This window comes from Urechidicola sp. KH5 (assembly GCF_054661455.1).
Map to the genome: position 1 here is coordinate 191,037 of NZ_BAAFSW010000004.1, position 12,461 is coordinate 203,497.

The window sequence follows — 12,461 nt, forward strand, 5'->3', positions numbered from 1 at the left end:
TTTTAATTAACCAACGCGATCACCTTGTTGTTATGAGATCAATTTTTCTTTGCGTATTCGTATTTAGTTCTTTCCTATTAAATGCCCAAATCAAAGTTACTGGTGCTGTCAAAGATAGTATTGGAAATCCACTTGAATTAGCCAATGTGGTAGCTATGAATAAGGCTACAAACAGCCTAGAGTCTTATGGGTTTACAAGTGAGGAGGGATTGTATAAATTGGAGTTAGAAGCCAATACAACTTATATTCTTCAAGTAAGTTATATAGGTATGGCTAGTGTTGAAGAAGAACTTACAACCCAGCAAGATGCAATTACAAAGAATTTTGTTTTGCAACCAGACAATGCCTTAGATGAGGTAGAGATTACCTATGAAATGCCCGTCACTGTGCAGGGGGATACCATTGTTTACAATGCCGATTCTTTTAAAAATGGATCCGAACGTAAATTAGAAGATGTTTTAGAAAAGTTACCCGGAGTTGAAATTAATCAAGATGGACAAGTAGAAGTAGAAGGAAAGGTGGTTAACAAATTAATGGTTAATGGTAAAGATTTCTTTGACGGCGACACCAAATTAGCTACAAAAAACATCCCATCAAATGCTGTAGATAAAATTCAAGTACTGCGTAATTATGCAGAGGTTGGTCAATTGCGAAATGTTACCAATAATAGTGACAATGTTGCCCTCAACATTAAATTAAAAGAAGGGAAAGAAAACTTTTGGTTTGGAAATATCACAGGAGGAGCAGGTACTTCGGCTGATGAAAAAGGATTGTATTTAGTACAACCAAAGCTATTTTATTACGACCCTGAGTTTACCTTTAATTTTATTGGAGACCTCAATAATATTGGAGATGTTGTTTTAACACCTCGTGATTTAAGAGGTTTTGGTGGTGGTTTTAGGGCTCCAAGTCGAACAAGTGGTACCAATTTGAATTTAGGCGATAATAGTCTTAATTTTTTAACCAACCAAAGTAATGCAGTTGCTATTGAGAATGCCTTGGCGGCTTCTAATTTTAGTTGGGCTGTAAAGCCAACACTGGATATTAGTGGATTTGCCATATTTAATAGTACTTTGGTGAATTCTAAACAGCGTACCATAAAACAATACACCGATTCAGATATTGGAATCCCCAATGAATTAACTGAACAAACCAGTGAAGAACGTTCAAATCAAGGTCTTTTAAAGCTTAGTGGTTCTTTTAAACCTAACGTAAACAATCAAATAGATTACGATATACTTGGACGTATTTCAAAAGATGAGCAAAGTCAGAATTTGTTTTCATCTGTTTTAGGAAATACCTTGCAAGAAGACGATATCACACCTTATAGTATAAGTCAAAACTTAAACTATTATTATACCCTAAATGAGAACAACATTTTTGCGCTTGAGGTACAGCATTTATTAAAAGATGAAGATCCTTTTTACAATGCGGTTATAGATGATAAAGACAGTTATGATGCTACGGCTGCCTCTTTAGGATTAGATCAAGATCAAGAAAATTACAACGTAGCTCAAAATAGACGTATCAAGTCAAATCAAGTAGATGCTAAATTGGATTATTATTGGATCATAAATACTAAGAGTAATTTAAACTTGACATTGGGGTCTATTTTTAGCAGGCAGCAATTTGATTCGCGCTTGTTTCAATTTTTAGATAATGGTACAGAGTTCGATCCAACACCAACATTTAATGATGGTAAATCAATGAATGATGTGGAATACAATTTTAGAGATATTTATTTAGCAGCACATTACCGATTTAGAAAGGGTAAGTTTACAATAACTCCAGGTGTTTCTATACATAGTTATGGTAATAGTAATGAACAATATGATGAAAATTACAGTGAAGATTTTTTTAGAGTGCTTCCAGATTTTGAAACGCGCATTCAAATAAAAAATAATGAGAGCTTAACCTTTAGATATGCAATGCAAAATCAATTTACAGATGTTACAAGACTCGCGGAAGGTATTGTTTATAATAGTTTTAGTAGTATACGATTTGGTGAGCCAGAATTGCAAAATGCCCTATCTCATAATTTAAGTTTATTGTATTCTAGTTTTAATCTCTTTAATTACACGAATATATTCGCTCGATTGTCGTATAACAAGAATATAGATCAGATAAGAAATATTACATTTTTTGAAAATGTAATTACAACGAATACATTTTTCAACTCGAGTTTCGCCGATGAAAGTGCTACTGCATTTGGTAGAATTCAACGAACATTTGGTGCTATTAGAGCAAGTCTAAATGTGAGTTTTAATTATAACAAAAGCAATCAGTTTATTGAAACCAGACGCTCTGTTTTTAGAAGCTTTAATCAGAGTTATACACCAGGTATCCGTTCAAATTTTAGAAAAGCACCTAATTTTAATATACGTTATACCTATAGAGTGAATACCACTGATCAGGGTACCAATTCTACAACGTTCTATTCGAATGCACCTTCTGTAGGTGTTGATGCTTATTTGTGGGATTCTGTAACAATTCGTTCAGATTACACCTATAATAGTCAACGTTTGAAAGGAGGTAACAGCGACGATTTTCAAACTTGGAATGCCTCGATGGCATATCGAAAAAATCGCGATGCTAAATGGGAGTTTGAATTGGTGGCTACCAATTTATTGAATATAGATTCTAAAATTACCAATGCTTCAACCACCTTGTTTGTATCAGAATCACGCATCTTTATTCAACCACGTCTTTTAACGTTTAGAGCGCGATATGAGTTGTAGGTTACTGCATCAACAAAAACAAATCTGCCAATAAAACTACTTGTAGTACAAATAAAAGTGTATCCCAATTCTTCTTGTAGCGATATGCAATAAATATCATAAAAATAACAAATAGTGGATAGACCAACCCTGTAGCTATTCTAAAAGAATGAATACGAATAGTACCTTTTGGTAATAAATAGTGTTTGTTTACTTCCTTAAAAAAGAGAGATACAGTATATCCAATTTCTTTTCCTTTCACTTGTTTGGCAAAATCTTCTTCTACAGTAAAAGTTGTAGTAGGTGTTACAACTTCATAGGTATAGTGGTAGTTACCTCCTGCATTATAATAGTTCTGACGTTCACGTTCAATATTTGTAACCTCCTCATTGTACTTCGTTCCTGGTAAGGCGAAGTCTAAAATAATTATAAGTGCCATAAGAACTGGTATGCTATAGGCTATGAGGGTTGCTTTAGATTTTGGTATCTCCATATATTAAAGTTACTATAAAATACTATTTATGCAATAAAATATTCTGTTCCTGTGCTCATTGCTTCTCTCCAGAAATGTTGATTTCTCAGGTTATTTAATTGTCAATAATATCCATTCGCTCATAAACTCTAGAACTTCTGGAGCAAATGTTTGCTCAATACTCCCATACTCATTTGGTAACCCTGTTTCACTTTTTTGAAATAGATGGTTAAGATTTTCAAATTCTTTGATAGTCACCTCTTTATTGCCATTAGAGTTTAACGCTTTTTCTATAGCTGATAAATTTTCTTCTGCAGGTACTTGCAAATCATTAGTGCCATTTAAAGCCAAAACAGGACAGTTTGTATTATTTAAAGCCGTTTTTGGATCAAGTTTAATAAAATCTACAAGCCATGGTAGTGATAATTGCATAGCAATTCCTTGAATTTGATTTTTAGGTAATAAACCACCTGATATTTTCGTGAAATATACTTCTAAATCATCTTGTAATTTGGAGGTGTTATTCTCAGATTTGAGTATGATATCATAGGCTCCTTTCATGTTGGTTTGTCCCATGGTTATGGCAATTTCTGATGCGCCCATTTTACGCTCAATTTTAGCTTTTTGTAGTAGCATTAATTCATCTCCTTTAATGCCAGAGGCTGCTAATAGAATAATAAATGCTACATCTTTATTTTTACTCGCTAAAATAGGCGCTATATTACCTCCAAGACTATGACCGATAAGGCCAATTTGTTCAGGATTTATTTTTTTATGAGATTTTAGAAAGTTTAGCGCACTTTGATTATCATTTACAAATTCTTCTAATGTTGAGTTGTTATAATTTCCTTCCGATTCACCAATGCCACGATCATCAACTCTTAACACTGCTATGCCATTAGTTGTCAAGTAATCTGCAATTACTAAAAAGGGTTTGTGTTGCATTAATTCTGAATTACGATCTTGTGCTCCACTACCGCTAATCAATAGAACTGCGGGATAATTGGTGCCAGATGTAGGATAGGTGAGTGTGCCTGCAAGTTTAACACCATCTTTGGTGTTATTCAATACAACTTCTTCAATGGTATAATTAAAAGGTTCTTTAGGTTCCTGAGGTCTATTTTTTTGCGCTATTAAAGAAATAGTGAAAGCAAAGAATAGATGTACAAGTGTTAGTTTTTTCATGGGGATTGAAACAGTTTAAATAGCATACCAAAATAGAAATTTTGTTGGCATTAAGGTGGGGTTTCAGTTGTTTTATAAAGGTAGTCAAACTTAAAAGACCATGTTAGCAATGGTCTTATTTTAATTTATTTAATTGGCTGAATTAAATAGGGGTTTACTCCTAATCTTAATACAACATCATAAATAGCCCATTGCGCTCTTACACTATTGCCTGCTTCATCCAAGGGTGGTGAAAAAGCAGCAATTCCAAATTTACCAGGCACAACAGCTATAACTCCACCACCTACACCACTTTTGGCTGGAATTCCAACATGATATAACCAAAAGCCAGCATTATCATACAATCCGGCAACTGTCATGATGGGAAGTACATAAGAAACTGTTTGGGAGGAAACCACATACGATTTTGTAAGTGGATTAATACCACCATTAGCTAAGGTTCCCGCCATAGTGGCTAAATCAACTGTATTTACAGAAATAGCACATTGTTTTGTATAAATATCTGTTGACTCTAAGGGGTCTGAATAAATTCTTCCATATGCATTAAGAAGCATAGATATCGCTTGATTCCTACCATTTGTTGCCGCTTCACTCTCATAAATCACCTGATCAATTTTTAAATCTCTTCCTGCAAAATCACTATGAATTTTCAAAATTTTATCAAACTTCTCATCATAAGATGCTCCTTTTACCAAAGATGTTGTTGCAATTGCCCCAGGATTTACAAATGGATTGATGCCTTTGCCTTTATGCTGTTCTATAGGATAAATGCTATTAAATACTTGACCTGTAGGATTAACACCAACACTATCTTGAATTATTTGTGGCCCATCTTTTTCAACAACTTGAGCCATTGTAAATACTTTAGATATTGATTGTATGGAGAAATTATAATTTACATCACCTATTTTAAAAATGCGGCCATCAGCTGTAACTATTACGATTCCATATAACTCTGATGGAACTTCTGCAAGTGCGGGTATGTAATTAGCATTTTCACCTTTATTTAAGTCTTTAAACTTTACATAAGCTGAATCAAGAGCTTCTTTTATACTATTATCATCAACGCTTATTTCACTTTGGGAATAGCATATGAACTGATCAGAAATTAAAAGAATCAATAAAAAAATGACGAAAGATTTTGAAATTTTCATAGCAATTAATTTTTATTAAGTTTAATATCAAAACTGTATTTTATAGATGCTTGCACTTTTACAATGGAAGTGGACCAGTTATCAGAGAAATTTTCTCGAGCTCCATATTGTAATTCAATTCCTGTCATAAAATTTGGTATTGGATAAAATAACGTATTTAGCAAAGCATATTGTCCTTTTCTAAAACTAGATGGATCTTGTCCCTCTGAAACATCTACATTCACATATCCAAAACCTAGGGAGCTTGACCATTTTGAGTTCCAGTTATGATCATAGAATCCCATAATTGTCCATACAGGCATAACTTCTCCTTGTATTGGTGTACGCACATTTCCTGGTTGATTTACAACACCAATATCCACACCAGCATCATTTATATAGTTTTGTATGCCCTCACCAAAAGCACTTTGAAATTTAAATAAACCATTATTATTTATTTTAATCTGAGAAGATAGATTAAGTCCCCAACCTAAAGCGTTTCCTGAAAGATCAAAAAATTCGGAACTGGCATCTTCCCAACTTATATATCGCAAGATACCTGCCAATTCTACATAACCAAAAGAAGTTGCTTGTCGATATTCGATACTTAAATCTGGAACCATAAATCGAAACCTTACATCTGTCAATGCTATGGCATCCGTATAAATTCCACCATCCGCAGAGGCTCCAGGTCTTTCTAATGCTAATGTCATACGAGTTTCTCCCTGTATTGGCATATAGCGTAGTTGTATATTTCTAAAAAATACCATAGCATTAGGCCCCCAATATTCAAGCGTATTTGGAAAAACATCCATATCCATAAACGGACTATTTGTTTGTCCTACTCCCCATTTACCATATTCTATGTAGGCATGTCTTAGTCTGAATGCTGTTTCTCCAACATTACTACCAACACCAAATAATTCCCATTCAAAAATCAGTTTAATATCATTATTTTTTGTAGGTATATTCACCAAGGTACCAAATCTTGATTGTCGTACACTATAGTAAACTTCGCCATCAGGAGCATATTGGTTTTCAAACGAAGATAACTGTGTAGGTCTTAAAACATCAAACCAATCAGGATTAATTTGTCCGGTATTATAACCCATATCAACCATAACATGCCCATATATATTTGCCGTAGTTTGACTATTTATGGTAATTGATATTACATAAATAATGAAAAAAATAGTACTATTCAAAAAGGAAATATTTATTCTCAAAGCAATTATTTTATTGAATTTGTATATTGAAATTAATTTATAAGTATTAATTCAATACACCTTTAAAAATAGCTAAAATATTGTTAAATAGAAAATTAGAAGTAAAACAATATCTTATTTGCTTTGAAAATATTAATTTGAATGACCTGTAATGATATTTGTTTATTTACTATAATCAATCTAAGTTGACAAGAAGGAATTAGGTTTCTATACTTTTTTTTTAGTAATACTTCGGAGCTTTCTCTGTCAGATTATTTAACAATCAGGCTGTTCCATTCAGACTTTGTTACTCTAAAGATGTTAACCTCGTTATTATTGTAAATGGTCGCTTTGAAGTTGCGCATTCCATTTTTTAAAGCCACCTTTTCAGAAGGTTTATTTGTTACACTAATAATAGATATTAGTGACTCTGAAAAGTTGTTTGTAAAAGCGAAATCTCTACATTTTTTTGCAGCTTCAGTAGCAAACCCTCTATTCCAAAATTCTGGTAACAGAGAATAACCAATTTCTAACTCGGTTTGTGAATCAACAGTTTGAACCAACAGACCACAATGTCCCACTAATTTTCCAGAGGCTTTTTCAATCAAGGCATTCATGCCACCCAAATTATTTTCATAACGATGAAACTGTTTTTTATACCATTTTTCACATTCAATTTCTGGAGATTGCAATTCGGCTTCCCAATAAAGAGATGTGATAGGGGATTGATGAAATACAAGCCAATCGTCAAAATGTTTAATGCTGACATTTTTAAACAAAAGTCGTTCTGTTTCTTGATGTTCTAATAGATATTTCTTGTATTATTTTTAGGCTTAAATAACAATGATATCCAATAAACTAAAAGTGTTGCAATGGATCCAATAGCAATGCCATAATTCAATCTCCAAAACCACCGCATTGCACTTTGACCACCTTGAAAGGTGATTTTTTCTATAAATGTGAACGAAATATTACCAGCTAAAAAATAAGAAATTGGCATCCAAAGAATTCCTAAAACAATACACGTTTTAAGTAAAATTGAAAGCAGTTTGTGAAGTTTGTTCTTAGGAGTTCTCAATCCATAAACTCCCCAATAAACTGTTTGAGGTAAAGCAATAATACCTGCACAGCTTATAAAAGTACCTAAGGGAATTGTAGCATCTTTATCTAATGCCACGGTTAGATATTTTGAGCCAGTAATTAAAAGAGCTATAACTAATAACGCTATCAAAAGCGAAGATAAAAAGTAGATTTTTCTCAATTTCATAAGAGTTGATTATTTAACTGCAATTTTATGAACGTAAAATTTTCTCCATTTTACGCCCCTTTGCAAGTTCGTCAATAAGTTTTTCCATTTGTCTGCATTGTCTGTATAATTCAAATTCATCCGCAATATTTTCAATACGATAACCACAAACGACTCCTTTAATCATATGAGCATTCGGATGAATATTTGCGCGATCAAAAAAGGTTTCAAAGGTTACTTTCTCATCGATCAACTTTTGTAAGGTAGCTTCATCAAATCCTGTAAACCATTCTAAAACTTGATGAAACTCTTCTTTTGTTCTGCCATTTTTTTCTAATCTATTCCAATAAAGTGGATAAATAGAGCTAAATAATAAGGTTCCGACTTTTTCATTTTTTTCGGCTGTTACTTCCATGTGTTGAAGATGATTTAGTGGTAAAAGTTTAAAGTTAGTAATTTGAAATAAAATTGAGACTCAAGATTAATCAACAAACTTTTATTTAACAACCAAAGTACTGATAAGCTCTTGGAATTAACTCTTATTGTTTTTTGAATTTACAGATAATAAGAACAATATGAACGCAATTGGTATTATAATATAATTAGCAATACCACCAGGTGCTGTTCCTGCGGTTTCTATTGGCTTTATTGTGGCTAATACCAAACGCATTGCATACTCTAAAACAATAAACAGGTACATCAATGGAATTAAGGATTTATATCGCCAACATACAATTGCATAGAACAGCCCCATAAGTAGCTGTGATAACCCCCAAAGAGCAAAAATTAAAATAACAGTTTGCGCTCCTTCAATAGTATAAGTATCTAACGGAATGGTTGCAATACTTTGGGCACCACCATCTGGGGCAAACATGTGAATCAAACTTCTTACAACAGTTACTATTGTAAATAGATAGAAAAAGTACAATGCTATTTTATTACCTACATAGGTGTTATTAATTTCTTTCGGAAAAATCCTCTGAGCGAATTGCATGTATAAAAAATTTAGTTTGTTTTTTAAAGGTAGCTTTTAATTTACATAAGTTAATATGTGTTTAAATAAAAAGTGACTGTTTAATGACCTTCTTCGGTTTGATTGTCAATCCAATTCAATAATTCGTCTTTGTCTATAGCATTCCATGTAGATTGGGTGTTCTTTACTTCAGATGGATTATCTTCTGGTTGTAGCACAATTAACTCGGTATTTTTATTTCCAGCCAATGCCAATTCAGCCAAGAAACCAACCAAGTCTGTAGTGTTATTCTCATATAGCGTTCTCAGTTGGTTGGTTAATTTATATTTTATTGCTGGTTCTACATAAGCTCTAACGGCCAGGTCTGAATAATACTTAATATTTCTATTTTTTTGATCGAAGTAGCTATAAGCTGAAAAATTAAAATATGCTTCTGGGTTTGTTTCGGGTGTGCCATTCAGATAGGTTTCCAACATATAATTCATAAATTTTGGTTCTCCAAGATCAATTTTATTGATGCGAATATCTCGCTGATGTTGGTACCATTTTCTAGTAAAATCTAACGTAAAGTTGCATATAACAATACCTTTAATGTTTGGTTTAAAATCCAATATGTCTTCCTCAATAAATTTTATATAGCGCATGGCTCTATGTCCAACCAAGCTAGTTCCCAAGAAGAATATATTTGTATTGGGTAAATCGTGCGTGTTAAACGCTTCATGAATCAATTCATGTGTTGCAGACATAGATGTTTTTGAAAAGTAAAAATTAAGTGGTATTTCAGAAGAAACAGATAATACGGCAAAACCTTTGTCCGCTGCCTCTTTATAGAGTTGCTTTGCACTAAAATTCTTCTGGTCATATTTTGAATCTTCAAGAAAAATAAGAACCCCTTTAATTTTACTTGTGTCAGGAAGCATTAGGGTATACCCGTTCTGAATATAAGGTAGAAAATCTTTTTCTCCTGGTCCAATTCTAACACTATCGTATTTAAGGGGTTTGTAGTCTTCAATTATTTTCTGTGAATAAGAATTGAAACCAAAAAACAGTAGGCATAGTAATCCAAAAGTTTTAAAAAGTATTTTCATCATTCATTCACTTTTATTTTTCCACTTTGTCAACCTTTGGGTAGGTACAAATTCAAGCCTATTTTATTTTCAATATCAATTAAGGTCTCACAGGCAATTATCGATGAATGGCAGTTGCGATGGCTTTCTTGAGCATTGCTATTTAGTGAAACTAAAATAGTACCATAAGAAAAGTTGTACAAAAAAGTCTTTTCATACAAAAGAGGATTACATTTTAATTCATTAAATACAATGACTCCCAAAATATATAAGCATTCAAAATCAAAAAGAAAAAAGCTGGAAAAGAAACCCAAATTGAATCTTTAATTTTTATTCGTACAATTAATCCCGCCAGCATTAGCAATGCAAGACCTCCTGAAGAAATTAATAATAGCGATAAAAACTTTAAACCAACTAACAAACCTAATGCTCCAATTATTTCTAATATAATTATCGTAAAGCCCAATTTTTGAAGTCCAAAACGTTCAAACTCTTTCTTCATATGAGGTGCTGTAAAATAGGATATAGCATAGCCAATAAAAGAAAAACTAGATACTACAATGCATATAGTGAGAAGGTCAAGCAATGTTCTATATTGAAAAATAAGTTATTAAAGCACATAATATCAAAAGAACAAGAGAGGGTAATCGCTTTATAAAGGGATTACCATTTTTATTGTGAAAATATTGTGCGCTAATCATAAAAACTCCCATTAAAATAGCAGGAATCAATACCAATGAGGGGTACCAAATACCAGCAATAAGTAAAGTGGCGAGAGCTATTTTGGAGGCACCAACTAGATTTCTGGTTAAATCACTTAAACCGAATTCCTCAAACTCTATTAAAACATTGTGAAATCTAAATGTCCAAACAAACAAAACAGATATTCCAACTATTAATTGACCTAAATGAATTAAATTTTCCATTCTATTGTAATTTAAATTATTCCTACTCTCTTAGCTTTTCGGAAATCGCTATTTCATGTACCTCGTATTTTCAAACAATGATATCATTGTATTTTGAATTGATAAAATTATTTAAAAACGCAAACACATTTTCACTTTTAAAATTAGGTATAAATTTTTATAATTCCTTAAAAATTAATTAACTATCATTTTTAATAAGTCGTTTTTGTTGAGGTCTCTATTACTCAACTATAGATTATATCGACTCGTATGAAATCTAATTTTGATTTATAATCATCTTAAAATGAACTAAAATCGCTAAGAGATATTTTATTTTTAGAATAGTAAAATTATGTTTTCTTCTATAGAATATCCTAGAGTATTCATGGATCTATATGTGAACTTTTAAAAGTTAAAATCGCTATTTTATTCATGCTTCTAACAATATACATTTTTCTTAAAAAATGTTTTTATGTAAGATTTTGATCTCCAGCGGCTTCGAGTATAGTTTTTTGAAGATATTTACCCTAGAATCAGAGGCCAAAAACCATTCAAACGAGAGAATTGATTTGTTGTATTTAATTCTTAATTCAATCGTTAGAAAGTAACAAGATTCAACATCAAATTATCCCCAATTTTATCTACTAGTTTTATGCACTTCTTTTAATAATTCAGTGGCAGATAGTTTTCCAAAATCATTTGCTGCCTGCGGACTTGCTCCTGTAATTAATTTTCGATCTATATACACTGAATTATCTGCTTCTTGGTTAATAATTGTAACTCCTAATGCGTTCAATTTTTCGCCAAATTTCCATGGCATGTGCCCAGGCATATATCCAATCATTGCAGTTTGTTCGTCAACAGCATCAGGAAATGCAGCTATTTTATAACCTTTATAAATGAATGTATCTTTATCAGAATTTAAATTTGCTGCTAATAATGCAGCTGGGCCATGACAAATGGCTAGGGTAAACATATCATTATTGTGAGACCAATTAATCAACTTATTCACATCCTTATTTTCTGGAAGTCCAAGCATTGCGCCATGACCTCCAGGAAAATAAATGGCGATATAGTCACTATTTTCATTCATAGTATTTGATACAAAATCGGATAAATTTATAGGTTGCTCAAATTTATTCTTGAATTCCGAATAGATTGCTTTTACTTGCTCATCTTTCTCTGGCATTGCCCAATGTTCAAGTACTGCTGGTTTTCCATTAGGTGTAGCTACATCAACATCAAACCCCGCATTTCTTAAATGTAGTATAGGGAGCAGCATTTCCACAGGATGGTTTCCGGTTGAAAATTTTTTACCATTTGCCATGGTCATGTTTTTCTGTTCTGTGCATAGCATTAACACCTTTTTATCTCCTGTATACTTATTTTCATAAACAGTATTATCAAAATCTGTAGTTGGAGATGTTGCTAATTTTAATGCTAACGGCGAAGGAATATAAGATCCGTCTTCTGTTTTTGTAGGTCTAGATGTTAAGTATAAACCAATCGTTACTAGCAAAAATAAGCTAAGTAGCGATAAAATTATTTTCTTCTTCAT

Annotated in this window: 13 protein-coding genes; 1 reads left to right on the plus strand and 12 read right to left on the minus strand. The window is 32.4% G+C overall.

Features of this window, described 5'->3' with window-relative positions:
* The first annotated feature begins 32 nt into the window (after positions 1-32).
* A complete protein-coding gene (locus ACYQ5R_RS11905) occupies positions 33-2,738 on the plus strand; it encodes a carboxypeptidase regulatory-like domain-containing protein (RefSeq protein WP_460191178.1) in 2,706 nt (901 codons plus the stop codon).
* 1 nt (position 2,739) lies between these two features.
* Here the strand turns inward: ACYQ5R_RS11905 and ACYQ5R_RS11910 are convergent, their stop codons facing one another.
* The 12 genes from ACYQ5R_RS11910 to hchA form a co-directional block, all read right to left on the minus strand.
* A complete protein-coding gene (locus ACYQ5R_RS11910; protein ID WP_460191179.1) occupies positions 2,740-3,210 on the minus strand; it encodes a hypothetical protein in 471 nt (156 codons plus the stop codon).
* 90 nt (positions 3,211-3,300) lie between these two features.
* On the minus strand, positions 3,301-4,374 hold the full coding sequence (locus ACYQ5R_RS11915; protein WP_460191180.1) for an alpha/beta hydrolase family protein: 1,074 nt from the start codon (positions 4,372-4,374) through the stop codon (positions 3,301-3,303).
* A gap of 125 nt (positions 4,375-4,499) precedes the next feature.
* A complete protein-coding gene (glsA, locus tag ACYQ5R_RS11920; protein ID WP_460191181.1) occupies positions 4,500-5,528 on the minus strand; it encodes a glutaminase A in 1,029 nt (342 codons plus the stop codon).
* A 5-nt stretch (positions 5,529-5,533) separates the two neighbouring features.
* Complete coding sequence (locus ACYQ5R_RS11925) at positions 5,534-6,712, minus strand: DcaP family trimeric outer membrane transporter (RefSeq protein ID WP_460191182.1); 1,179 nt, start codon at positions 6,710-6,712, stop codon at positions 5,534-5,536.
* A gap of 272 nt (positions 6,713-6,984) precedes the next feature.
* Positions 6,985-7,491, minus strand: a complete 507-nt coding sequence (locus tag ACYQ5R_RS11930) for a GNAT family N-acetyltransferase (RefSeq protein WP_460191183.1) — start codon at positions 7,489-7,491, stop codon at positions 6,985-6,987.
* A 23-nt stretch (positions 7,492-7,514) separates the two neighbouring features.
* Entirely contained in the window at positions 7,515-7,979 is a 465-nt protein-coding gene (locus ACYQ5R_RS11935; protein WP_460191184.1) for a hypothetical protein, read from the minus strand.
* Positions 7,980-8,004: 25 nt separating this feature from the next.
* The gene (locus tag ACYQ5R_RS11940) at positions 8,005-8,373 is read right to left on the minus strand and encodes a DUF2200 domain-containing protein (protein WP_460191185.1); all 369 of its coding nucleotides are present in this window, start codon (positions 8,371-8,373) and stop codon (positions 8,005-8,007) included.
* Between the two features lie 117 nt (positions 8,374-8,490).
* Positions 8,491-8,952, minus strand: coding sequence for a hypothetical protein (locus ACYQ5R_RS11945; RefSeq protein ID WP_460191186.1), 462 nt, complete (start codon positions 8,950-8,952; stop codon positions 8,491-8,493).
* Between the two features lie 80 nt (positions 8,953-9,032).
* The gene (locus tag ACYQ5R_RS11950) at positions 9,033-10,022 is read right to left on the minus strand and encodes a hypothetical protein (protein WP_460191187.1); all 990 of its coding nucleotides are present in this window, start codon (positions 10,020-10,022) and stop codon (positions 9,033-9,035) included.
* Between the two features lie 211 nt (positions 10,023-10,233).
* Positions 10,234-10,584: a DoxX family protein gene (locus ACYQ5R_RS11955; protein WP_460191188.1), complete on the minus strand. Its 351-nt coding sequence runs from the start codon at positions 10,582-10,584 to the stop codon at positions 10,234-10,236.
* A gap of 4 nt (positions 10,585-10,588) precedes the next feature.
* A complete protein-coding gene (locus ACYQ5R_RS11960) occupies positions 10,589-10,924 on the minus strand; it encodes a DoxX family protein (RefSeq protein ID WP_460191189.1) in 336 nt (111 codons plus the stop codon).
* A 616-nt stretch (positions 10,925-11,540) separates the two neighbouring features.
* The gene (gene hchA, locus ACYQ5R_RS11965; protein ID WP_460191190.1) at positions 11,541-12,461 is read right to left on the minus strand and encodes a glyoxalase III HchA; all 921 of its coding nucleotides are present in this window, start codon (positions 12,459-12,461) and stop codon (positions 11,541-11,543) included.

Excerpts from the sequence above, each read along its gene's own strand:
- ACYQ5R_RS11915 (WP_460191180.1), bottom strand. The coding sequence starts at position 4,374 with ATGAAAAAACTAACACTTGTACATCTATTCTTTGCTTTCACTATTTCT.
- ACYQ5R_RS11945 (WP_460191186.1), bottom strand. The coding sequence starts at position 8,952 with ATGCAATTCGCTCAGAGGATTTTTCCGAAAGAAATTAATAACACCTAT.
- hchA (WP_460191190.1), bottom strand. The coding sequence starts at position 12,461 with ATGAAGAAGAAAATAATTTTATCGCTACTTAGCTTATTTTTGCTAGTA.
- ACYQ5R_RS11950 (WP_460191187.1), bottom strand. The coding sequence starts at position 10,022 with ATGATGAAAATACTTTTTAAAACTTTTGGATTACTATGCCTACTGTTT.
- ACYQ5R_RS11960 (WP_460191189.1), bottom strand. The coding sequence starts at position 10,924 with ATGGAAAATTTAATTCATTTAGGTCAATTAATAGTTGGAATATCTGTT.
- ACYQ5R_RS11910 (WP_460191179.1), bottom strand. The coding sequence starts at position 3,210 with ATGGAGATACCAAAATCTAAAGCAACCCTCATAGCCTATAGCATACCA.
- ACYQ5R_RS11940 (WP_460191185.1), bottom strand. The coding sequence starts at position 8,373 with ATGGAAGTAACAGCCGAAAAAAATGAAAAAGTCGGAACCTTATTATTT.
- ACYQ5R_RS11935 (WP_460191184.1), bottom strand. The coding sequence starts at position 7,979 with ATGAAATTGAGAAAAATCTACTTTTTATCTTCGCTTTTGATAGCGTTA.
- glsA (WP_460191181.1), bottom strand. The coding sequence starts at position 5,528 with ATGAAAATTTCAAAATCTTTCGTCATTTTTTTATTGATTCTTTTAATT.
- ACYQ5R_RS11905 (WP_460191178.1), top strand. The coding sequence starts at position 33 with ATGAGATCAATTTTTCTTTGCGTATTCGTATTTAGTTCTTTCCTATTA.